Source organism: Provencibacterium massiliense, from assembly GCF_900169495.1.
In the GTDB taxonomy this organism is placed as follows: Bacteria; Bacillota; Clostridia; order Oscillospirales; family Ruminococcaceae; genus Harryflintia; species Harryflintia acetispora.
On sequence record NZ_FWCH01000010.1, the window covers coordinates 186,152 to 209,556 of the forward strand.

The 23,405-nt window shown below is 61.5% G+C and carries 22 protein-coding genes; 17 read left to right on the plus strand and 5 right to left on the minus strand.

The genetic code is table 11. The features are described 5' to 3' along the window. The first annotated feature begins 28 nt into the window (after positions 1–28). The 10 genes from glmM (at position 29) to B5477_RS03340 (ending at position 11,351) form a co-directional block, all read left to right on the plus strand. The gene (glmM, locus tag B5477_RS03295; protein WP_079698380.1) at positions 29–1,402 is read left to right on the plus strand and encodes a phosphoglucosamine mutase; all 1,374 of its coding nucleotides are present in this window, start codon (positions 29–31) and stop codon (positions 1,400–1,402) included. Continuing rightward, on the plus strand, positions 1,380–2,237 hold the full coding sequence (locus B5477_RS03300; RefSeq protein WP_079698381.1) for a class I SAM-dependent methyltransferase: 858 nt from the start codon (positions 1,380–1,382) through the stop codon (positions 2,235–2,237). The genes glmM and B5477_RS03300 overlap by 23 nt, the downstream gene beginning before the upstream one ends. Before the next feature lie 63 nt (positions 2,238–2,300). Continuing rightward, on the plus strand, positions 2,301–3,170 hold the full coding sequence (locus B5477_RS03305; protein ID WP_079698469.1) for an energy-coupling factor transporter ATPase: 870 nt from the start codon (positions 2,301–2,303) through the stop codon (positions 3,168–3,170). Position 3,171: 1 nt separating this feature from the next. Beyond that, a complete protein-coding gene (locus B5477_RS03310; RefSeq protein ID WP_079698382.1) occupies positions 3,172–4,035 on the plus strand; it encodes an energy-coupling factor transporter ATPase in 864 nt (287 codons plus the stop codon). Continuing rightward, entirely contained in the window at positions 4,035–4,847 is an 813-nt protein-coding gene (locus B5477_RS03315) for an energy-coupling factor transporter transmembrane component T family protein (protein ID WP_079698383.1), read from the plus strand. Before B5477_RS03310 ends, B5477_RS03315 begins: the two co-directional genes overlap by 1 nt. A gap of 9 nt (positions 4,848–4,856) precedes the next feature. Further along, positions 4,857–5,615 carry a tRNA pseudouridine(38-40) synthase TruA gene (gene truA / locus B5477_RS03320; RefSeq protein WP_079698384.1) on the plus strand — a complete coding sequence of 253 codons (759 nt, stop codon included), beginning with the start codon at positions 4,857–4,859 and terminating at the stop codon, positions 5,613–5,615. A 19-nt stretch (positions 5,616–5,634) separates the two neighbouring features. Next, positions 5,635–6,789, plus strand: a complete 1,155-nt coding sequence (locus tag B5477_RS03325) for a DUF5711 family protein (protein WP_079698385.1) — start codon at positions 5,635–5,637, stop codon at positions 6,787–6,789. 52 nt (positions 6,790–6,841) lie between these two features. After that, positions 6,842–7,645, plus strand: a complete 804-nt coding sequence (locus B5477_RS03330) for a CvpA family protein (protein ID WP_159448910.1) — start codon at positions 6,842–6,844, stop codon at positions 7,643–7,645. A gap of 178 nt (positions 7,646–7,823) precedes the next feature. Next, a complete protein-coding gene (locus B5477_RS03335; RefSeq protein WP_079698470.1) occupies positions 7,824–10,121 on the plus strand; it encodes an ATP-dependent Clp protease ATP-binding subunit in 2,298 nt (765 codons plus the stop codon). An 87-nt stretch (positions 10,122–10,208) separates the two neighbouring features. Then, a complete protein-coding gene (locus tag B5477_RS03340) occupies positions 10,209–11,351 on the plus strand; it encodes a hypothetical protein (protein ID WP_132085253.1) in 1,143 nt (380 codons plus the stop codon). Between the two features lie 55 nt (positions 11,352–11,406). Here B5477_RS03340 and B5477_RS03345 read toward each other — a convergent pair whose 3' ends face one another. Further along, complete coding sequence (locus tag B5477_RS03345; protein ID WP_079698388.1) at positions 11,407–11,964, minus strand: CDP-alcohol phosphatidyltransferase family protein; 558 nt, start codon at positions 11,962–11,964, stop codon at positions 11,407–11,409. Positions 11,965–12,133: 169 nt separating this feature from the next. Here B5477_RS03345 and B5477_RS03350 point away from each other — a divergent pair, with 169 nt between their 5' ends. The 6 genes from B5477_RS03350 (at position 12,134) to B5477_RS03375 (ending at position 17,862) form a co-directional block, all read left to right on the plus strand. Next, positions 12,134–12,559, plus strand: a complete 426-nt coding sequence (locus B5477_RS03350; RefSeq protein WP_242942108.1) for an acyl-CoA thioesterase — start codon at positions 12,134–12,136, stop codon at positions 12,557–12,559. Between the two features lie 11 nt (positions 12,560–12,570). Next, complete coding sequence (udp, locus tag B5477_RS03355) at positions 12,571–13,350, plus strand: uridine phosphorylase (protein ID WP_079698390.1); 780 nt, start codon at positions 12,571–12,573, stop codon at positions 13,348–13,350. A 311-nt stretch (positions 13,351–13,661) separates the two neighbouring features. Next, entirely contained in the window at positions 13,662–14,747 is a 1,086-nt protein-coding gene (locus B5477_RS03360; RefSeq protein ID WP_079698391.1) for a PucR family transcriptional regulator, read from the plus strand. Between the two features lie 194 nt (positions 14,748–14,941). Further along, positions 14,942–15,619, plus strand: a complete 678-nt coding sequence (ftsE, locus tag B5477_RS03365; RefSeq protein ID WP_079698471.1) for a cell division ATP-binding protein FtsE — start codon at positions 14,942–14,944, stop codon at positions 15,617–15,619. Then, positions 15,619–16,515, plus strand: a complete 897-nt coding sequence (gene ftsX / locus B5477_RS03370) for a permease-like cell division protein FtsX (protein WP_079698392.1) — start codon at positions 15,619–15,621, stop codon at positions 16,513–16,515. Before ftsE ends, ftsX begins: the two co-directional genes overlap by 1 nt. A gap of 36 nt (positions 16,516–16,551) precedes the next feature. After that, entirely contained in the window at positions 16,552–17,862 is a 1,311-nt protein-coding gene (locus B5477_RS03375) for a murein hydrolase activator EnvC family protein (protein ID WP_079698393.1), read from the plus strand. Between the two features lie 179 nt (positions 17,863–18,041). Here the strand turns inward: B5477_RS03375 and B5477_RS03380 are convergent, their stop codons facing one another. From B5477_RS03380 to potA, 4 genes are read right to left on the minus strand one after another with little or no spacing between them, the layout of a single operon-like run. Further along, complete coding sequence (locus B5477_RS03380; RefSeq protein ID WP_079698394.1) at positions 18,042–19,262, minus strand: ABC transporter substrate-binding protein; 1,221 nt, start codon at positions 19,260–19,262, stop codon at positions 18,042–18,044. Continuing rightward, complete coding sequence (locus tag B5477_RS03385; protein WP_079698395.1) at positions 19,259–20,077, minus strand: ABC transporter permease; 819 nt, start codon at positions 20,075–20,077, stop codon at positions 19,259–19,261. The genes B5477_RS03380 and B5477_RS03385 overlap by 4 nt, the downstream gene beginning before the upstream one ends. Next, positions 20,074–20,892, minus strand: a complete 819-nt coding sequence (locus tag B5477_RS03390) for an ABC transporter permease (protein WP_079698396.1) — start codon at positions 20,890–20,892, stop codon at positions 20,074–20,076. The genes B5477_RS03385 and B5477_RS03390 overlap by 4 nt, the downstream gene beginning before the upstream one ends. Positions 20,893–20,895: 3 nt before the next feature. Then, positions 20,896–21,939 carry a spermidine/putrescine ABC transporter ATP-binding protein gene (potA, locus tag B5477_RS03395; RefSeq protein ID WP_079698397.1) on the minus strand — a complete coding sequence of 348 codons (1,044 nt, stop codon included), beginning with the start codon at positions 21,937–21,939 and terminating at the stop codon, positions 20,896–20,898. Positions 21,940–22,553: 614 nt separating this feature from the next. Here potA and B5477_RS03400 point away from each other — a divergent pair. Then, a complete protein-coding gene (locus tag B5477_RS03400; protein WP_159448911.1) occupies positions 22,554–23,405 on the plus strand; it encodes a M23 family metallopeptidase in 852 nt (283 codons plus the stop codon).

The following is a 23,405-nucleotide window of genomic DNA, read 5'->3' on the forward strand; positions in this document are numbered from 1 at the left end:
GAATTTCCAGAAAGGGATGGTTACAGGTATGGGGAGAATTTTTGGGACCGACGGCGCGCGCGGGGTCGCGAACACCGAGATCAGCTGCGATTTGGCGATGGACATCGGCCGGGCGCTGGCGATGGTGCTCACCGAGAAGAGCGATAAGCGCCCGAGAGTATTGATCGGGCGGGACACCCGCATCTCGGGCGATATGCTGGAGAGCGCCGTGGCGGCGGGGCTGTGCTCGGTGGGCGCGAATGCCGAGCTGCTGGGCGTGGTGCCCACGCCGGCCATCGCGCACCTGGTGCGCGAGCTGCACGCCGACGCGGGGGTCATGCTCTCCGCCTCGCACAACCCGTTTGAGTACAACGGGATCAAAATTTTCGGCTCGGGCGGGCTCAAGCTGCGCGACGAGCAGGAATTTGAAATCGAGGAGCTGGTGCTCGACCACAAGGCCCCCTTCACCATCCAGTGGGGCGCGCATGTTGGCCGGGTGAGCCGGGACGAGCGCGCGGTGCAAAAATATGTCGACCATCTCGCCGCCACCGTGCCCGAGGGGCTCATGGGGCTGCGCGTGGCGCTGGACTGCTCGAACGGCAGCGCCAGCCGCACCGCCGAAGGCCTCTTCACCCGCCTGGGGGCCGAGGTCACCATTTTTTCATGCGCGCCCGACGGGATCAACATCAACGACGGCTGCGGCTCCACCCATATCGAGGCGCTGCAGGAGCTGGTGCGGTGCGGGGACTTTGACTGCGGCTTCGCCTTCGACGGGGACGCCGACCGGTGCCTCGCGGTGAGCGCCGAGGGGGAGCTGGTGGACGGGGACCGGATCATCGCCCTGCTGGCCAAGGACCTGAAGGAGCGCGGGAAGCTCGTGGGGGACAGTGCGGTGGTCACCGTGATGAGCAACCTCGGCTTCCATAAATTCTGCGAGCAGACCGGTATCCGCGCCGAGATCACCAAGGTCGGGGACCGGTACGTGCTGGAAAACATGCTGGAAAACGGCTATATGATCGGCGGCGAGCAGTCAGGGCACGTCATCCTGCGCGAGCACATGACCACCGGGGACGGGCAGCTCACCGCGCTGCATGTGATGGCGGTGATGAAGCGCACCGGCAAAAGCCTCCACGAGCTGGCAAGCGTCATGCAGGTCTTCCCGCAGGTGACGGTCAACGTGCGGGCCGATCCGTATATGAAGAGCCATCTCGAGCTCGACGACGGGGTGGTGCGCAAGGTGGCCGAGCACCGCGAGCGCCTGGGCGACAGCGGCCGGGTGCTGGTGCGCGTCAGCGGCACCGAGCCCCTGATCCGGGTGATGATCGAGGGGCAGGACGAAGAATATATCAAGGCGGCGGCTGGGGACATCGCCGACACCATCAAGGAACGGCTGGGGAATAATGAGAGCGACAAAGGACTTTAAGGATTACGAGCTGATCGACTGCTCAGGCGGCGAAAAGCTCGAGCGCTGGGGCGATGTGACCCTGGTGCGCCCCGACCCGCAGGTGCTGTGGGAGACTCCGCGAGGGCCGCGTTGGAAAAGCTGCAACGCGCACTACCACCGCTCACAAAGCGGCGGCGGGCGCTGGGAGTATAAGAGCATGCGCCGGGAGAGCTGGAATATCTCCTGGCGGCAGCTCACCTTTAAAATCAGCCCAACCGGCTTCAAGCACACCGGCCTGTTCCCCGAGCAGGCGGTCAACTGGGACTACGCCATGGGGAAGCTCGCCGGGCGGCCGGGGGCGAATATTTTAAACCTCTTCGCCTACACCGGCGGGGCCACCCTGGCCTGCGCGGCGGCGGGGGCGAAGGTCTGCCATGTGGACGCCTCCAAGGGGATGGTGTCCTGGGCGCGGGAAAACGCCGCGCTCAGCTCCCTTGCGGACAAGCCGGTGCGCTGGATCGTGGACGACTGTAAAAAGTTCGTCGAACGGGAGCTGCGCCGGGGCAACCGGTATGACGGGATCATCATGGACCCGCCCTCCTACGGCCGGGGGCCGGGGGGCGAGATCTGGAAGCTCGAGGAGCAGATCTACCCGCTGCTCGAGCTGACGGCGCCGCTGCTTTCAGACGCCCCGCTCTTTTTCATTTTAAACTCCTACACCACCGGGCTTTCGGCCTCGGTCATGCAGTACCTGCTGGGGGTCACGGTGGGGCGGCTTCACGGAGGGCGCGCCGCGGCCGACGAGATCGGCCTGCCGGTCAGCGAGACCGGGCTCGTGCTCCCCTGCGGCAGCACCGCGATCTGGGAGCCCTGACATCGCCTTTCCGGCCGCGAGGCCCTGCCCGCGGACCACTTTATGATAGCGAGGATGTTTTTCGTGAAGGATCAGTTTTTACAGGCACAGCACCTGAGCTTTGCATATAACACCGAGGAGGGGGAAACCCCGGTCCCGGTGCTGCGGGAGCTGAGCACCGCCATCCCGAAGGGGCAGTTCGTGGCGGTGCTCGGCCACAACGGCTCGGGCAAAAGCACGCTGGCCAAGCACTTTAACGCCATCCTGCTGCCCCAGGGCGGCACGGTATACGTCGGTGGAATGGATACGAGGGTGGAGGAAAACCTTCTGCCCATCCGCCAGACGGTGGGGATGGTTTTCCAGAATCCCGACAACCAGATCGTCGCCACCATCGTGGAGGAGGACGTCGCCTTTGCGCTGGAGAATATGGGGGTGGCCCCCGATGATATCCGGCGCAGGGTGGACGAGGCGCTCAAGACGGTGGGGATGTACGAATTCCGCGAGCACGCGCCGCACCAGCTTTCGGGCGGCCAAAAGCAGCGGGTGGCCATCGCCGGGGTGATCGCCATGCGCCCGGCGTGTATCGTGCTCGACGAGCCGACCGCCATGCTCGACCCCAAGGGGCGGCGGGAGGTCATCGGCACCATCCGCAGCCTGAACCGGGAGTTCGGGATCACCGTGGTGCTGATCACCCACTATATGGACGAGGCCGCGCGGGCCGACCGGGTGATCGTGATGAACGACGGGCAGATCATCCTGGACGACGTTCCCAAGAAGGTCTTCTCCCACGTCGCCGCGCTCAAGGAGGTGGGGCTGGACGTTCCCCAGGCCACCGAGCTTAGCTATGAGCTGCGGGGCGCGGGGGTCAACCTGCCGGACGACATCCTGGACGACGAGGAGTTCGTGCGGGAGCTTTGTAAGCTCCTAAATAAGCGGGAAGGGGAGGGATGCTGACATGCCGGCGATCAAAACGGAGCATCTGAGCTATATCTATTCGCCCGGCACCCCTTTCGAGAAGACGGCGGTGGACGACGTGAACGTCGAGATCGAGAGCGGGGAATTCGTCGGGGTGATCGGGCACACCGGCTCGGGGAAGAGCACCCTGATCCAGCATTTCAACGGCCTGCTCGAGCCGACCGCGGGCAAGGTTTATATCGACGGGGAGGACCTGTGGGCGGACAAGAGCCGCCTGCGCGATTTCCGCTTCAAGGTGGGGCTGGTCTTCCAGTACCCCGAATACCAGCTCTTCGAGGACACCGTGTATAAGGACATCTCCTTCGGGCCGCGCAACATGGGAATGAGCGAGGAGGAGATCCACAAGAGCGTGATGGACGCCGCGGCCTTCGTGGGGCTCAAGGAAAAACACATGGAGAAGTCGCCCTTCGAGCTCTCGGGCGGCCAAAAGCGGCGGGTGGCCATCGCCGGGGTGATCGCCATGAACCCAAAGGTGCTGATCCTGGACGAGCCCACCGCCGGGCTCGACCCGAAGGGGCGGGACCGGATCCTCGGCCAGATCAGGGAATACCACCAGCAGGTGGGGAACACCGTGCTGCTGGTCTCCCACTCGATGGAGGACATCGCCCGCTACTCCAAGAAGGTGCTGGTGATGAACCAGTCCAGGCTCTTCATGTACGCCGATGTGGCCGAGGTCTTCGAGCACGCCGATCAGATCGCCGCGATGGGGCTGTCCGTGCCGCAGATCACCCGGATATTCCACCGGCTCTCTGCCGAGGGGTACCCGGTGCGGCGCAACATCTACGACATGCAAAGGGCGAAGGACGAGATTCTGCGCCTGCTCTCGGAAAGGGGGAAGGCCTAATGCTGCGCGACATCACAATTGGGCAGTATTTCCCCGGCAAATCGGTCATCCACCGCCTGGACAGCCGGGTCAAGATCATCCTGGTGGTGGCTTATATCGTCATGCTGTTTTTGGCCACCAATCCGAGCGGGCTGGCGGTGGGAATCCTCTTTCTGGTGCTGACCTACGGCATCTCGGGGATCCCCTATAAAATGATCCTCAAGAGTTTAAAGCCGGTGGTGCCGATCATCCTTTTCACCGGCGTGCTCAACATGTTCTTTATGGACGGCGAGATCATCTTCCAGTGGGGCTTCATCAAGATTGCCAAGGAGGGGGTCCTGCTGGCGATCACCATGACCATCCGGATCATCTGCCTGATCGCCGGGACCTCGCTGCTGACCTACACCACCTCGCCCATCGCGCTCACCGACGCGATCGAGCGGCTGCTCTCCCCCCTAAAGCGGCTGAAGGTCCCGGTGCACGAGCTGGCCATGATGATGACCATCGCCCTGCGCTTCATCCCGACGCTCATCGAGGAGACCGACAAGATCATGGCGGCCCAGAAGGCGCGCGGGGCGGACCTCGAGAGCGGCAACCTCATGCAGCGCGCCAAGGCGCTTATTCCGATTCTGATCCCGCTCTTCGTCTCGGCGTTTCGCCGCGCGGATGAGCTGGCGCTGGCCATGGAGTGCCGCTGCTACCACGGCGGCGAGGGGCGCACCCGGATGAAGCAGCTGCACCTGCGCTACTACGACTTTGTGGCGAGCGGCTTTGTGCTGGCGTGTATTCTGGCGGTGGTGGCGATCACCCTCCTCGTCCCGCCGCTGTTTTAGGAGGCGGGGATGGATCGCAACCTGCTGCTGACTTTACGCTACAACGGCGCTTACTTCCACGGCTCGGCGGTGCAGAAAAACGCCGTCACTGTCTGCGGGACGCTGCAGCCCGCCCTCGAGCGGATCGTGGGGGAGAAGCTTTTGATCAAGTGCTGCTCGCGCACCGACGCCGGAGTGCACGCTGAGATGTTCTGCCTGAGCTTTCATACAAAAAGCTCGATCGAGCCGCAGCGGCTGGTCCTGGCGCTCAACAATTCCCTGCCCGGGGCGCTCGCGGCCTATGCCTGCCGCGAGGTGCCGCCCGGCTTCCATGCGCGCTACAGCTGCCTTGGCAAGCGGTATCTCTATAAGATCCACAATTCCCCGGTCAAGAACCCCTTTTTGATCGACCTGTGCTGTCACCACCGCTACCCGCTGGACGTGGAGCGGCTGAACCGCGCCTGCCAGGACTTCCTGGGGCGGCACGACTTTTCGGCCTTCTGCGCGTCGGGCAGCGACGTTGCGGACCGGGTGCGCACCATCACCGATTGCTCGCTGCGCCGGGAAGGGGAGCTGGTGTCTTTCGAGGTGGCGGGGGACGGCTTCCTTTACAACATGGTGCGGATCATGGTGGGGACCCTTCTCAAAATGAGCTATGGCAGGATCGCCCCCGACGCAATCCCGGAAATCCTGCGTGCGCGCGAGCGCAAAAACGCGGGCCCCACCGCACCGGCCGCGGGGCTCTATCTCAAGGAAGTGTACTACGACCTGCCGGACCCCGAAAACTGAGTGTTTGGAGAGACGACGGATGGCAAAAGAGAAGCTCAGCGAGTTTGAGCGCTACAAACGCAAACTGAATATCCGAAAAAAGCTCAGCGCCATCTTCTGGCTGCTGCTCATTACAGCCGTCGCCGCGGGCGGAGTGGTTTGGTTCGGCGCCTTTTCAAAGTCCGAGTTTGGGGTCGCCTTCCGCTCCCAGTTTACGAGGGACGAGCAGTTCCCCATCGCGCTTTCCGGCGGTTCGATCCGCCAGATCGAGCCGCTGGAATGGGATATCTGCTTCATCAACGACACCGATTTTTACGTCTACGACAACAAGGGCAATATGACCTTTACCGCCACCCACGGCTTCGCCTCGCCGGTGCTCAAGACCGACGGGGGCCGCGCGCTGCTCTACGACCAGGGAGGGACCCGCTTCCTGCTGACGAGCTCCTCGCGGCAGCTCGCACAAATCGACGCCGGCTACGCCATCCATGCGGCCGACGTCGCCTCGGACGGCTCGGTCGCGGTGGCGACCTCGGCCTCGCAGCACGCCACTCAGGTGACGGTCTACGACAGCCTGCAAAACCAGCCGCTGGTCTGGAAGAGCTCGGAGAACATGGCGACGGCGATCGCCCTCTCGCCCGACGCGGGCCAGGTGGCCATCTCCTGTATCAACGCCAGCGGAGGGGAGCTCGTCTCCACCGTCTACCTGCTGGACGTCAAGAACAACCAGGAGATCATGCGCGCGCAGCTGCCGGGCGAGTTCACCTACAGCGTCTCCTTCAAGGACCAGTCCATCCACGTAATCACCGACAAGGGGGTCAAGTCGATCGACAGCATGGGCCGGGTGCGCGCCTCCTTCGACTACCAGGGGCAGCAGCCGATGCTGTTTTCGGACCAGCAGCTGCACAACACCGTGCTGGTGCTGGGCAACTACCGCTACATGCGCTCGAGCGAGGTGGTCTCGCTCGACGCAAAGTGTAAGCAGCTCGCCCGCTTCACGGTGGATACCACCGTCGACTCGCTCAAGGTGAACGAGCGGGGGATTTACTACCTGTCCGACAACGTGGTTTATCACTACGACTTTGGCGGCAAGCTGCTCGCGCAGACCGAGGCCCCCGGCACGGGCGAATACCTGCCGCTGGGTCAGAGCCTCTACGCCGGGACCTATGAGGAATTGCGCCGGCTTGAAATCCGCTGATCCTTTCTATGCTGCCTGCCGGGCATGCCGCCCGGCGAAAAAGGAGATCATTATGCAACCGTTCATTCCGCTGATTTACGACATCGCTACCGTCATCGTCTTCGTCTACATGATCGCCGCCTGCGCGCGCGGGGGCTTTTTGCGCACCATCGTCAGCTTCATCGGCTACGCCGCCGCCCTCGTCGGCGCCGCGGTGCTCTCCCGCCCGCTGGCCGCCGGGGTCTATGGCTCGCTGATCCGCCCGGGGGTGATCCAAAGGATCGCCGAAAAACTGGCGCAGTACCGAAACGACGCCCTTCCCGCCGGGCTGCTGGGGCTGTTCGAGGGGCTCCCCGAGGAGGTGCTCGGGGCCCTTGGCATGGACAAGGAGGGGATCGTGGACGCGCTGGGCGACCTGATCCAAAACGGCGGGCAGGGCGCGGCCGGCGAGATCGCCGACGCCATCGTGGCGCCGCTGGCGGTCATGCTGCTCAAAATCATCTTCTTCTTTTTGATCTTCGGCCTTTTGATGATCATTGTGCGCCGGGTCGCCTGGGTGTTCGGCTCGGTCAACCACCTTCCCCTGCTGGGCCCTGCCAACCGGATCCTGGGCGGCGCGGTGGGCGCGCTGCAGGCCGCGCTGACCATGTACGTCGTGGCGGTGCTGCTGGTGCTGCTGGTCTCGCTGACCAAGGAGGGGATCGTAATCCGCCTGTCGGGCGAGGACATCACGCTGGCGAGCTACGCGCTCTACCAGCGCACGGTGCTCTTTAGGGTGTTCGTCAACACCAACCCGCTCGACCTGCTGCTGCTCACCCAGAACGCCCTCTCCTATGCGGGGATCAAGGACGTGCTGGCGCAGCTGAGGATAAATTAGCAAACTAAACCATGGAGTGCTAAAATTTTTAAAAATAGATGTGGTTTGGTCACAGAAATTTCACAGGATTGGGTTATAATGAACGCAAACAGGGGCGTATTGCCCCTTGAACGATAGACGGCAAGTAACGAAGGTGCACGGGAATCGTTTCGTGTTTGAGAGGGAGCCTTTTATGAATATGTTATGTTCGAGATGCAAAAAACGGATCGCCGTGGTGTACATGACCCGCATGGACAACGGCGAGCCGGTCAACGAGGGCCTTTGCCTGCAGTGCGCGAAGGAGCTCGGGATACAGCCGGTTGACGACCTGATGAAAAAGATGGGGGTCAACGAGGAGGAGCTGGAGGCGATGAACAACCAGCTCATGGACATCATGGGAGAAAACGGCGAGGAGGGCTTCGAGGTCGGCGGCGCGCAGCCCTTCCCGTTTTTGCAGAACCTCTTCGGAGGGAACATGCCCAAAAACAGCGGCGGGGAGCTGCCGAAGGAGGCGCCCGGCGAGGTGTCCACCGGCGAGCGGCGGCAGGAAAAGAAGTCCGAGCGCAAGCAGCGCGCGGAGGACAAGAAGCGCAAGTACCTCAACACCTACTGCGAGAACCTGACCGAAAAGGCCCGCGAGGGCAAAATTGACAACGTGGTCGGCCGGCAAAACGAGATTTACCGGGTCATGCAGATTTTGAACCGCCGGCAGAAGAACAACCCCTGCCTGATCGGCGAGCCGGGCGTCGGCAAGACGGCCATCGCCGAGGGGATCGCGAAAAGGCTTTGCAGCGGGGAGGTGCCCTACCGGCTGGCGGGGAAGGAAATCTACCTGCTCGACCTGACCGCCCTGGTCGCGGGCACCCAGTTCCGGGGCCAGTTCGAGAGCCGGGTCAAGGGGCTGATTTCCGAAATCAAGGAGCTGGGGAACATCATCCTCTTCATCGACGAGATCCACAACCTCGTGGGCGCCGGGGAGAGCGAGGGCGGCGCGATGAACGCCGCGAACATCCTGAAGCCCGCCCTCTCGCGCGGCGAGGTGCAGGTCATCGGTGCGACCACCTTTACCGAATACCGCAAGAACATCGAGAAGGACGCGGCGCTCGAGCGGCGCTTCCAGCCGGTGAAGGTGGATGAGCTGAACATCGACGAGACCTTCGAGGTGATGCAGGGGATCAAGGGGCATTACGAGCAGTTCCACCGGGTGTCGGTGAGCGACTATATCCTAAAGCGGATGGTGGTGCTCTCCGAGCGGTACATCACCGACCGCTTCCTGCCGGACAAGGCGATCGACCTGCTCGACGAGAGCTGCTCCTGCGCGGTGATGCGCAACCCCGACATGGCGAAATACGACGAGCTCTCAAAGCGGATCACCGAGCTCAACGACGAGATTATCACCCTGGAGGCCGACCCGGACTATAAGGACTACGAGCACATCGCCTCGATCAAGAGCGAGGCCATCCGCGTCCAGGCGCAGCTGAGCGATCTCGCCCCCAAGGCGATCGGCGCGCCGGTGACCGACGACGACGTGGCCAAGGTGATCGAGCTGTGGACCGGGATTCCGGCGAGCAAGATCCGCGAGAGCGAGCTCAGCCGGGTGGCGGGGCTCCAGGATGAGCTCAGAAAGCGGATCATCGGCCAGGACGAGGCGGTGGAGTTGGTGTCCGCCGCGGTCAAGCGCACCCGGATCCAGCTTTCGGCGCGCCGCCGGCCGGCGTCCTTCATCTTTGTCGGGCCCACGGGGGTGGGGAAGACCGAGCTGGTCAAGGTGTTAAGCCAGCAGCTCTTCGACGACCAGGAGCCGCTGATCCGGCTCGATATGTCCGAATTCATGGAGAAGCACTCGGTCTCGCGGATCATCGGTTCCCCGCCGGGTTATGTCGGCTACGACGAGGCGGGCCAGCTCACCGAGAAGGTGCGCCGCCGCCCCTATTCGGTGGTGCTCTTCGACGAGATTGAGAAGGCCCACCCGGATGTGATGAACATCCTCCTGCAGATCCTGGACGAGGGGAAGATCACCGACGCGCAGGGGCGCACCGTTTCGTTTGAAAACACGGTGATCGTGATGACCTCCAACGCCGGGACCGAGCGCAGCGACATGTCCCTGGGCTTCAACCGCCAGCCCCAGCAGGTCGCCAAGGACCGCGCGATGAAGTCCTTAAAGGAATTCCTGCGCCCCGAGTTTCTGGGCCGGGTGGACGAGATCGTGGTCTTCCGCCCCTTGAGCGAGGAGGACTACCAGCGGATCGCCGCCCTGATGCTCGACGAGCTGAAGGGGCCTTTGAGCGAGCGGGGCGTGCAGCTGCGCTACGACGACGCGCTCCTGCGCGAGGTGGCGCACCGCGCCTTCGGCGGGCACAGCGGCGCGCGCGATTTGACCCGGGTGATCCGCAAGGACATCGAGGACCGGGTCTGCACCCTGCTTATCAGCACCCTGGACACCCCTCCCAAGGCCATCGAGGTGACGGCCAAGGACGGGCAGATTTATATTTCTTAAAAACAGATAAAGGATCAACGCGGCGTGCGGCGCCCCGGCGGGACGGCATTCCCCCCGGGGCGCCCGCGCTTTGAGTTTGAGGACGGTATGAAAACATTACGCTTTACCCGCCGGGAGGCCGGCTTTCTGATCGGCACCGGGATCTTGGCGCTGCTGGTGCGCGGGACCTTCTTCCCCTTTGTCTCGACCGATTTCCGGGATTTTCTCAGCCTGTGGTTCGATACCCTGCGGCAAAACGGGGGCCTTGGGGCCATCGGGCTGGCGGTGGGGGACTACTCCCCACCCTATATCTATCTGCTGGCGCTGCTGACCTACCTGCCGCTGGACGGGCTCCATGCGGTCAAGCTGCTCTCCTGCGCGGCGGATTTGGTGCTGGCCCTTTACGCCATGCGTATCGTCTGGCAGGTGGTGGGGAACAAAAGCTATGCGCTGCTCGCCTGGTGCGGTGCGCTCTTTTTGCCGACGGTGCTCATCAACAGCGCCGTCTGGGCGCAGTGTGATGCGATCTATACCGCCGGGCTGCTCGCCTGCCTGTACTATTTTTTGCGGGAGGACAGCCTGCGCGGGATGCTCGCCTTTTCGCTGGCGCTGGCCTTCAAGCTGCAGGCGGTGTTCCTGGCGCCGCTGCTGTTGGCGCTGCTGCTCAAGGGCAGGCTGCGCCCGCTGCATTTGCTGCTGCCGCCCGCGGTCTACCTGCTGGGGATCCTCCCGGCGGCATTGATGGGGCGGGACTTCGGCGAGCTGCTGACCATCTATCTCAGCCAGGCCGGCAGCTATCAGGAGCTCTCGATGATGGCCCCCAACCCCTACAGCTGGCTAAATGGCATGGACTCCGAAATCTTCGCCCCGGCGGGGATTCTGCTGCTGCTCGGCGTAACTTTGATCGGCTGCTATTTCCTGGTGAGCAGCCGGGTGAAGCTGAGCGAAAGGGCGATCGTCTCCCTGGCGCTGCTCTCGGTGCTGCTGGCGCCCTACCTGCTGCCCCATATGCACGAGCGGTATTTCTATGCCGCCGACCTGCTCTCGCTCGTCTACTGGTTCTGCTATCCCAGGCGCTGGTATGTCCCGCTCGGGGTGGTGGGCTGCTCGTCCTATGTGGTGTGCAACTTTGTCTTTAGCTTCGATGGAGGCTTTCTGCGCGTCGAGCTGCTGGCGGTCGTCCTGCTGGTCGTGATCTTTTTGCTGCTGCGGGACACGGTGCGCGAGCTGCGGGGAGAGGCACAGGCGTGAGCGCGGCAAAATAAAAGGCCCCGGAAGGATTTTCCTTCCGGGGCCTTTTGGCTCTTTAGTCGTTGCCCCCGCCCTTCTTTAAGGAGAAGAAGATGGGGATGTACCGCGCCAGCGCGAAGAGGAGCAGCAGGATGTTGAGCAGCACCACGGTGTTCACGACCCGCTCGTCCAGCGTGGGAATGAGCACAATCACGATGGTCGAGAGATAAAAAAAGAAGGTGGCGAGCTTGCCGAACCACTTGGCCGAACCAGGATGGATCCGCTTGCGAAGGAGCAGGATCCCGCCGGTGAGCATGAGCAGCTCCTTGACGGCGAAGACCGCCAGCGCCGCCAGAAAGACCGGATAGCGCAGCGACAGGCAGAAAAGGATGGCCAGCTGGGTGAGCTTGTCGGCCACCGGGTCGAGTACCTTGCCGAGCTCGGTCACCATGTTGAATCGCCGGGCGATGTATCCGTCGCACAGGTCGGTGAGCCCTGAAAAAATCAGCAGGCCCGAGGAGAGCAGATAGCTGCGCTTCCACAAAAACGCCCACAAAAAGAAGGGGATGAGCAGGATGCGCACCAGGGACAGGATATTTGGAATGGATTTGAGCTGGCTATATGGTCCTCGCATGGACGATTCTCCCTTACGGTCGAGGTTGGTGGAATTCCAAAATATTCTATCACATTTTGCGCACCAAGGCAATCCAAAATGCCGCAAGGGCCGGGGCTGTTTTTTGACTCCCGATATGGTATAATTGTATTAATTTATCAAAACTGTGCAAAGGGAGATGAGGGCGTTGGTGTCCGAAAGCAGGATTACGGTGCGGTATGCCGAGACCGACCAGATGGGGATCGCCCACCATTCGGTCTACCCGGTCTGGTACGAGGTGGCGCGCACCGATTTTATTAGGCGCCTGGGGATGACCTATTCCGAGATGGAGCGCAGGGGCGTTATGCTGCCGCTGAGCGCCCTCAGCTGCCGTTACCGCGGGGTGGCGAAGTATGAGGACGAGCTGTGCGTGCAAGTCAAGATCAGCCTCTTTTCCGTCTCGCGGATCCAGTTCTCCTACGCGATCTACCGTGCCGGGGAGCAGAGCCCCATCAATACCGGCACCACCCTGCACGGCTGGGTGGACCGCGAGACCTTCCGGCCGCTGAATCTCAAGAAGAAGCACCCTGAAATCTATGACCTCGTCCAGAGCTCGCTCGGCGACGAGGCGCTCTAGGAGGGAACGCGATGTCCAAAGCCTATTCGTCCGACAGGCTCTACCATTTGCAGCTTCGCCCCGGCGAGGTGGGGCGGTACGTCATCCTGCCCGGCGACCCGGGGCGCTGTGAAAAGATCGCCGCCCGCTTTGACGCCCCGGTCCTGGCGGCGCAAAACCGGGAATTCACCACCTATACCGGCACCCTCGACGGGGTGCGGGTGAGCGTCACCTCCACCGGGATCGGCGGCCCCTCTGCCGCCATTGCCATGGAGGAGCTCTATCAGTGCGGGGCCGACACCTTTTTGCGGGTGGGTACCTGCGGGGGCATGCAGCTCGAGGTGGAAGGGGGCGATTTGGTGATCGCCACCGGCGCCGTGCGCGCCGAGGGCACCGGGCGGGAATACGCGCCCATCGAATTCCCGGCGGTGGCCGATTTCGCCGTGGTAAGCGCGTTGGCAGAGGCGGCGCGGGAGGGCGGCAGGCGGTACCACGTCGGGGTGGTGCAGTGCAAGGACAGCTACTACGGCCAGCATGAGCCCGAGCGCATGCCCGCCGGATACGAGCTGCAGCAGCGCTGGCAGGCCTGGCTGCGCTGCGGGTGCCTCGCTTCCGAGATGGAGTCGGCCGCCCTCTTTGTGGTGGCGAGTTCCCTTCGCGCACGCTGCGGCACGGTGCTCGAGGTGGTGGGCAACCAGGAGCGCCGCAGGGCGGGGCTCCTGGACCACATCGTGCACGAGACCGGCGAGGCGATCGACACGGCAGTCCGGGCGCTGCGAAGGCTGATCGCGCGGGACGGGGAGCGAGCCTGATTTTTCGCCCGGCAGACGAACAAATTTTAAAAAAATTAACATTTGATGAATAAAAGAGGTATATACTGTAGAGGTACGGCGCGCTTCGGCAGGTTTCGCCCCTCGCCGTGTTTTGGGGGATTTGCCGCGTTTTACCCGCCGGCGCGCAGGAATCCGGGATATTCAAGGCGTCAAAGCCGCCTTTTCTATAAAAATCACTTGAATTTATCGCACCGATTCGGTAAAATAAGATAAGAATGGGCTGGTTTATCCTTGCGTGCAAGGCCTGCGGGTTATTTGGATAAATCGCCGATGGAAGAGGGGTTATATTAATGTCAAACAGACTGTTCCAGGGAATCGTGCACCAGATGCGTGATACCATCGACCGCGTCATCGGCGTGGTGGACGACACCGCCACCATCATTTCCTGCAGCGAGCTGTCCAAGATCGGCGAGACCAACGAATACCTGATGCTCGATTTGGGCGAAAACAGCGATATGTTCATCCGCGACGGCTACACCTACAAGCCCTTCGCGGGCAAGGGCCGCCCGGAATATTCGGTCTTTGTGGAGGGGACCGACGACATGGCCGCCAAGTTCTGCAGCATTCTGGCGATCACCCTCTCCTCCATCAAGCAGTACTACGACGAGAAGTACGACCGCAACAACTTCATCAAGAACGTGATTTTGGACAACATCCTGCCCGGGGACATCTACGTCAAGGCGCGGGAGCTGCACTTCAACACCGACGTCTCCCGGGTGGTCTTCCTCATCCGGGTGCTCTCCACCAACGACATCTCGGCCTTCGACGTGATCCAGAACCTGTTCCCGGACAAGCAGAAGGACTTCGTCTTCAACATCAGCGAGACCGACATCGTCCTGGTCAAGGAGATCAAGGCCGGGATCGAGAGCAAGGACCTTGAGAAGCTGGCCCGTTCGATCGTGGACACCCTGGGCAGCGAGTTCTACACCAAGGTGGTCTGCGGAATCGGCACCCCGGTCGCGGGGGTCAAGGACCTGGCCAAATCCTTCAAGGAGGCGCAGGTCGCCCTGGAGGTCGGCAAGGTGTTCGACACCGAGAAGTCGATCGTCAACTATGACAACCTCGGGATTGCGCGGCTGATCTACCAGCTGCCGACCACCCTGTGCGAGATGTTCTTAAAGGAGGTCTTCAAGAAGGGCTCGATCGAAAGCCTGGACCATGAGACCCTCTTCACCATCCAGCGCTTTTTTGAAAACAACCTCAACGTTTCCGAGACTTCGCGCAAGCTGTTCGTGCACCGCAACACCCTGGTCTACCGGCTGGAGAAGATCAAGAAGCTCACCGGGCTCGACCTGCGCGAGTTTGACCATGCGATCGTCTTTAAGGTCGCCTTGATGGTCAAGAAGTACCTGACCAGCAACCCGGTCAAATATTAAGGCGCGAGCCTTGACAAAATTGCACCTGCCCTTTCCATTTTGCAGCAAAAAGGGCGGGTGTGCGTTTTGCCCGGCACAGGGCAGAAGCGGCCGTCCCCGGCGGGGGACAAATCAAAACCGACCGAAAACGAGAGACAGAGAAATTTGGGGAATGAGGGGCGGCACCCTCAGGAATGGTGGTTTATTGGTTTATCATGATTAACTTTACCGATGTGAAAAAGGTGTATCCCAGCGGTACCCATGCGCTCAACGGGATCACGCTGCGGATCGAAAAGGGCGAGTTCGTCTTCATCGTCGGCGCCTCGGGCGCGGGCAAGAGCACGCTGATCAAGATGCTCCTGCGTGAGGAGGTCCCCAGCAGCGGCCTGGTCGAGGTCAACGGCTATAACCTCAACAAGATGCGCCGCCGGCAGATCCCGTACTTTCGGCGTTCGCTCGGGGTGGTCTTCCAGGACTTTAGGCTGATCCCGACCATGAACGTCTATGAAAACGTCGCTTTCGCCCTGCGGGTGACCAATGTCGCCAACCGCGACATCAAGCGCAGGGTGCCTTACATACTCAGCCTCGTCGGACTGGTGCACAAGGCCAAGTCCATGCCCGAGCAGCTCTCGGGCGGCGAGCAGCAGCGCGTTGCGCTCGCGCGCGCGCTGGTCAACAACCCCCAGCTCATCATCGCGGACGAGCCCACCGGCAACATCGACCCGGAGCTCTCGTTCGAGATCGTCGACCTGCTCAATGAAATCAACAAGGTGGGCACCACCGTCGTCATGGTCACGCACGAGCACGACCTCGTGCAGCAGTTCCAGCGCCGGGTGATCACCATCGAACAAGGCCGGGTCCTCTCGGACACCGCCGCATTGGGAGGTTTCTGATGAGAGGGAGCAGTTTTGGATATTTGATCAAGGTCGGCGTGCGCAGCGTCTTCAAGAACCGTCTGATGTCGTTCGCATCGATCGGCGTGCTGATGGCCTGTATGCTGCTCATCGGCTCGGCGGGCATGCTCTCCTTGAACGTCAACAGCATCGTCGGCTATGTGGAGGATCAAAACGAGGTGGTGGTCTTCGCGGACGACAATCTCGACGAGGACGAGCTGCAAAACCTCGACCTCGACCTTCATTCCATGGACAACATCCGCGACATCCAGTTTATCTCCAGGGAGCAGACGCTGGAGGAGTTTAACGAGAAGAGCGAGGAGGGCCTCGGGTTCGAGGAGGGGGACAACCCCTTTCCCAACGCCTTTCGCCTGAGCGTGGACGACCTGTCCCGGCTGAGCGAAACGGTGACGAAGCTCCAGGGGCTCGAGGGGGTCATCGAGGTCAACGCCCCGACCGACATCGCCTCGACCATCGTGTCGGTCAAGCAGGCGGTCTACATCGGGGGATCGAGCATCGTGCTGATCCTGGCGATCGTCGCGCTGATCATCATCGCCAACACCATCAAGATCACCGTTTTTAACCGCCGCAAGGAGATCAACATCATGAAGTTTGTCGGCGCGACCGACACGTTCATCAAGCTCCCCTTCTTTGTGGAGGGTATGGTCCTGGGGCTGCTGGCGGCCTCCCTTGCCTTCTTCATCCTCTGGGGCGGGTACGAGTACCTGGTCACCTGGATGGACGGCAACCAGTCCGCGCTGTTCATGATGTTTAAGGACCAGATCATCCCCTTTGAGAGCATAGCCCTGATGATGTACGGCGCCTTCGCCGCGGGCGGAGTGCTTATCGGCGTGGGGGGCAGTATGATTTTCGTTCGCAAGTACCTGCGGGTGTAAGTCCGCGTCGATGGAACAAAAGAAGGAGGACCACCGGTGAAAAATCGTAAGACCCTGCTCGCCATGCTGCTCAGCGCGATTCTCTGCCTCGGCTCGTTTACCGTTTCTCCCGCCCATGCGAGCATCGGGAAAGCCGAGCCCCATCCGGATGAATATTCCGACGAAAGCGATGAGGACGAGGACGACTCGGACTGGTGGGACGATGATGAGGACGAGGAAGAAGAATCCAGTTCGTCACAGTCCAGCCATCCGACCGAGGACGACTTCAAGGACGAGCTGAGCGACCTCAACAGCAAGCTCAAGGATTTGCAGACCCAGCAGAAGGCGCTGCAGGACCAGCTCGCCGGCGCCAAGAGCGAGAAGGAAAAAAAGCTGGTCGAGAAGACCCACTGGGAGAAGCAAATCCAGATGACCAAGGAGCAGATCGCCCTGCTCGAGGAGCGTATCGCCCTGCTCGAGGAGCAGATCGACGACAAGCTGGAAGAGATCGAAGAGAAGCAGTCGGACATCGACAAGAACTATGAAACCTATAAGCAGCGCATGCGCGCGATGTATATGCAGAACCAGTCCTCCACCCTGGCCATGGTGCTGGGCGCGAGCGACTTCACCGACTTCCTCATGCGCACCCAGATGGTCAAGTCCATCTCGGACCACGACCAGGAGCTGATCGACACTCTCAAGAAGGACCGCGCCGACCTGGAGCAGGCCAAGGCGGACCTGGACGAGAGCAAGCAGATGGTTGAGGAAGACAAGGAACAGATGGCGGACAAAAAGAAGGAGCTGGAGGTGAACCTCGCCGAGACCCAGAGCCAGATCGAGGACATCGCCCTGCTCGAGCAGCAGTATCTGGCGCGCAAGGCCGAGTTCGACGCGCAGGAGAAGCTGGTGCAGGCCGAGCTTGATAAGATCTATGCCCAGATCGACACCTCCACCGAGTTCGTCGGCGGCGAGTTCGGCTGGCCGCTGCCCGGCTTCACCACCATCACCTCCTACTACGGGTGGCGCTTCAACAACTCCAACTTCCACACCGGTATCGACATCAGCGGCCCCGGCGTCTATGGACAGAGCATCCGCGCCTCGAACGACGGTACGGTGGCCTTCGTGCAGAACTCCTACACCGACGGCGTCGGTTACGGGCGGCACGTCATCGTGGACCACGGCGGCGGCTACTCCACCCTCTACGCCCATATGACCAGCATCAGCGTCAGCGAGGGCGACCATGTGACCCGCGGGGCGACCGAGATCGGCAAGGTCGGTTCGACCGGCTGGTCCACCGGCCCGCATCTGCACTTCGAGGTGCGCATCAACGGCAAGCACCAGGACCCGATGGGATTCTTAAAGGGATAGCAAAAAGGCGGCCTGGTTTCTAAGTTTCCCGATGGGCGCCTCCCATGCTTTGTCTGTAACCCATCGCTCCGGAAGGGCATGGCCCCGTCGGTGCCTGAGGGTTTCCCGGCATTTCAATTGTAAACTATAACAGTCAGCCCCCGGCCATACGGCCGGGGGCTTTTTCAGTCTCGCTTTCATCAATAGGGGGAATCCTTCTTTTTGCGGTACCGCCTGGCGAGGTTGATCCCGATCGAAAAACCGACGGCCACCACGACGAAGACCGGCATGATCCATTTGTTGTAGCCCTTGTCGGTCGAGAGCACCTCGGTCCAGAGGCTGTCGAGCAGCAGGCTGGTCTCGGGCGAGAGGGCGAGGAAGGGCTCGGTATTTTCCAGCACCTCGGGCGGGGGATAGCAGACCGGGTCGTTTTGCACCTCCTCGTCGAGCAGCTCGAAGGCCGCTTTGTTCGGCGTGGAGTAGCCGATGTACTCGATGTTGTCCGCCGCGACCCGGGGCTCGCACAGGAAGTTGATGTACAGCTCGGCCGCGGCCTTGTGGGCGGCCCCTTTCGGGATGCACACCGCGTCCACAAAGAGGTTGGTCCCCTCCTTGGGGATCGAGAAGCGCAGATCCTCGTTGTCCTCGGCCATGATGAGGTAGTCCCCGGCATAGTAGGGGGCGATGGCCGCCTCGCCGGAGAGCATCTTGTCGAAGATCTCGTCCATGACGTAGGCCTGCACCAGCGGTTTTTGATCCTTGAGCTTCTCGCAGGCCGCGCGCAACTCGTCGTGGTTCTCGGTGTTCAGCGAGTAGCCCAGCAGCTTCTGGGTCAGGCCGAAGGCGTCACGGGAGTTTGAGAACATCAGGATGTCCCCGCGGTACTGTTCATCCCAGAGGATGGACCAGCTGTCCACCGGCTCCTCGACCGTACCGATGTTGTAGATGATCCCCACCGTCCCCCAGGTGTAGGGGACGCTGTAGCGGTTCTCGGGGTCATATTCGGGGTTGCGGTACTGCTCGTCGATGTTCTCAAACGCCGGGATACTTTCAAAATCCAGCTCCTCGAGCATATCCTCGGCGATCATCCGCGCGATCATGTAGTCGGAGGGGATGATGACGTCGTACTGCGCGCCGCCGCCCTTGAGCTTGGAGTAGAGCTCCTCGTTGGTGGCGAAGGTGGAGTAGTTGACCTTGATCCCGGTCAGCTCCTCGAAGGCCTTGTTCACGTCCAGCGCCCCGTCGCTGCCGTCCGAGATGTACTCGCCCCAGTTGAAGACGTTGATCGAGGCGTTCTGCCCCGCAAACTGCCCGTAGTACGCCATGTCGTACTCCCCGTCCTCCCCGGCCGCGAAGGCGTTAAACGGGATTAGCGCCAGCAGGCAGGCGGCGAGGGCGCACAGCAGTTTTTTCCTTTTCATATGCGCACCGCCTTTCTCTCCCGGCGTTCTTTTTGGATGGAGGAGAGGTTCCCCAGCAGCAGCGCTAAGAGCACCACCACGAAGATGATGGTGGACAGGGCGTTCATCTCGGGGCTGACCCGGCGGCGCAGCTGGCCCCAGATGGCGATGGGCAGCGTCTGCGAGGTGGGGCCCGAGGTGAAGTAGCTGATGACGAAGTCGTCCAGCGAATAGGTCACCGCCATGAGGAAGCCCGCCATAATCCCGGGCATGATCTCGGGGATGACCACCTTGTAGAAGGCCTGGAAGGGGTTGCAGCCGAGGTCGAGCGCCGCGTCGTAGGTGTTTTTGTCCATCTGGCGCAGCTTGGGCAGGACGTTGAAGATGACGAAGGGGATGTTGAAGGTGATGTGCGAGAGGATGAGGGTTAAGAGCCCCATCTGGATGGGCACGCCCATCTTGGTGCGCATGAGGACGAAGAGCATCATCAGCGAGACGCCCATGATGATCTCGGGGCTCATGATCGGGATATAGGTCAGGGTGCGCACCGCGCGGCCCATCCACTTGTTCATGCTGTAGATGCCGATGGCCGCCGCCGTGCCGATCAGGGTGGCGAAGACCGAGGAGACCACCGCCACGATCAGGGTGTTGCCGAAGGCGGAGAGGATGGCGTCGTTGTGGAAGAGCTTTAGATACCAGTCAAAGGTGAAGCCGGTCCAGGCGCCGCGCGACTTGTTGCGGTTGAAGGAGAAGACGATCAGCACCAGGATGGGCAGGTACAAAAAGACCATGATCGCCCCGGTGTAGAGGCGGGAAAGACCCTTATGCCGTTTCATATGAGCATCCCCTCCATTTCCTCGGAGTCGTCGAACTGGTTCATCACGCTCATGCACAGCAGGACGATCACCATGAGCACCAGCGAGATGGCGCTGCCCAGATGCGGGTTGTAGGCATTGCCCAAAAACTGCATGTCGATCAAATCGCCAATCATCAGATTGCTGCCGCCGCCGAGCATCTTCGAGATGATGAAGGTGCTCACCGCCGGGACGAAGACCATGGTGATCCCGCTGGAGATCCCCGGCATGGACAGGGGGAGGACCACCTTGGAAAAGACCTTCATCGAGCCCGCGCCCAGGTCCTGGGCCGCCTCGATGACCGAATGGTCGATCTTGACCATGATCGAGTGCAGCGGCAGGATCATGAAGGGGAGGTAGTTGTAAACCATCCCCAGGACCACCGCGCCCGAGGTGTTGATCAGCTCGAAGGGCCCAAGGCCGATCATCCCGAGCACCCGGTTGATCACCCCGGTCTTTTCCAGCAGGGTCATCCAGGCGAAGGTGCGCAGCAGGAAGCTCATCCACATTGGCAGCATGATGAGCATGAGGCCGATCTGCTGGGAGCGCGCGCTCTGGCGCGAAAGGATATAGGCCAGCGGGTAGCCGAGCAGAAGGCAGACCGCGGTGGCGATGGCCGCCAGCCAGATGGATTTCATAATGACGTCGGTGTACTTGCCGACGTCCGATATGTTTTTAATGGTAAAGCCGCCGTCGGGGGTGGTGAATGCGAAAACCAGGATCAGCAGCATGGGTATGATGGTAAAGACCACCATCCAGACAAGGTAGGGGAGGGCGGCGTATTTCGCTTTGCTCATCGCTCATTCCTCCATCTTGTGCATGATCTGGATGTCCTCGGGGATCACCCGCAGCCCGACGAAGCTGCCCACCTCCTGCGGGAGGGTGGAGTGGATGATCCAGCGAAAGCCGTGCGCGCCCACCGTGATCTCGTAGTGCACCCCCTTGAAGAGGATGGACTCGACCACGCCGGAGAGCTGACCCTCCTCGGGGGAAACCACCTTGACGTCCTCGGGGCGCACCACCACGTCGACGCGCTGCATCTCGCCGAAGCCCTTGTCCACGCACTCGAATTTGACCCCGCAAAACTCCACCAAAAAGTCGTGGATCATGATCCCGTCGATGATGTTGCTCTCGCCGATGAAGTCGGCCACAAAGGCGTTGACCGGTTCGTTGTAGATGTCCTGCGGCGTGCCGATCTGCTGGATTTCGCCGTCCTTCATCACCACCACCCGGTCCGACATGGTCAGCGCCTCTTCCTGGTCGTGGGTGACGTAGATGAAGGTGATCTCCATCGCCTGCTGGATCCGTTTGAGCTCGCCCTGCATCTCCTTGCGCAGCTTGAGGTCCAATGCACCCAGCGGCTCGTCGAGCAGCAGGACCCGCGGGTAGTTGACCAAGGCCCTCGCGATCGCCACGCGCTGCTGCTGCCCACCCGAGAGCTGGCCCACGCCGCGCTTTTCAAACCCGCGCAGGTTGACCATTTCGAGCATCTCGCCAACGCGCGAGGCGATCTCCCTGTCCGGCAGCTTTTTCAGCCGCAGCCCGAAGGCGATGTTCTCGTACACGTTCAGATGCGGGAAGAGCGCGTAGCGCTGGAACACGGTGTTCACCGCGCGCTTGTAGGGCGGCAGGGCGTTGATCCGCTTGCCGTCAAAAAAAATGTCACCCTCCAGAGGCTCGATGAATCCACCGATGATCCGCAGCGTCGTGGTTTTCCCACAGCCGGACGGCCCCAGAAATGTGACAAATTCCTTGTCATGGATCTGAAGGTTCAGGCCGTTTAAAACCCGCTCCCCGTCAAATTCCACGACAGCGTTTTTGATGTCGATCAGGACATCGTTCATGTTGGTAGTCCCCCTTTGCGGTTTTTAGTCAGCAATGCGCCGGCCCTGACGAAGCCTTTCGCGCATCTCATTTGATCCGTTTTTTAAAACGGATAAACTTTTAGAAGCGGCTCGCGGTCGCCCGCTTTTTTGCCGCTTCCCCGGAAAGGAAATCCCTCCCGGACTTGCCAACCCACACGCCCTCTTGACACCGCTTCCCGCAAAAGGTGGTCGCCGGGGAAGCTTTGCAGCACTCTCCTTAAAGAGACTTCCCAGCTCGGCGATTTTCTAATCGTTCCCCGCAAAAGTGCGGGGCCGTTGTTAGGCGGCGTACCCGGACATGTGTATTGCCCGCCCAAACGGGCGAAGGCAACGTATATCACTATAGCAGAAAAATGCTGTTTGTCAATAAATTTTCCGAAAAACCCGCTGTTTTTGATGATTTATCCATGATTCCCGTGGTTTTCCCGCCGGGAATCTATAAATCATGCAAGGATCACGGAATAGCTCCGCCATTCTTCATTTTCCTCGGGGGAGATGCGAAGGGACGAAACCGGACAGACTGTCATGTTTGCACCCGCCGGCGCATAAGATTAGGGTGAATGCAAAGGCAGATGAAAGGGGCGGCAAAAAATATGGCGGCAAGATCGAGATACCAGCACTACCAGCGCGCGCGGCGGGAGGGGGAGGGCGCCTCCAAAGCCGAGCGGCAGGCAAACTTTCTCACCTTCCAGATCATTATGGTGCTCCTGCTGCTGGGCGCGGTGTTCCTCTGCAAGCACTTCGGGCTGAAGGTGTTCGAGGACATCCGGCGCCTGGGGGACCTGCTGCTGGGGGGAAAAAGCGAGTCGGTTTCCACCGTGCTGGACTACAAAACGCTGGAGGACATCTTTTCGGGCAATTTTGAGTTCGACCTCTCCTCCTTCGGTGCGGTCAGCTTCCTGTCGCTGGGCCCGGCCGGGCTGCTGCTGCCGCGCGAGAGCGGCGCGCGGGGCGGCTCCTTCCCCGGCGTCCTGCAGGGAGGGGACGGGGCCTACCAGCGCCCGCGCAGCGTGAGCTTCTCCCCGCTCCTCCTCTCAGCCCAGCCGAAGCCCCCCGTCGCGGGGCGGGTGACCTCCGGTTTCGGCTGGCGGGAAAACCCGACCGGGGAGGGCGTGGACTTCCACACCGGGCTCGACATCGCCGCCGCCGAGGGGACTCCCATCCTGGCCTCTCTCCCGGGGGTGGTGGAGGATACCGGCTACAGCGAGAGCTACGGCAATTTCGTCCACCTCTCCCACGCAAACGGGCTGATGACTACCTATTCCCATTGCTCCGAGATCATCGCGCAGCCGGGGGAGCGGGTGCGCCAGGGGGAGCGCCTGGCGCTGGTGGGGCAGACCGGGAACGTGACCGGGCCCCACCTGCACTTTGAGGTGCGGCAGGACAACCTGTGCTACGACCCGATGGTCCAGCTGCTGCCCTACCGCAGCGCCTCGGTGGGCTGA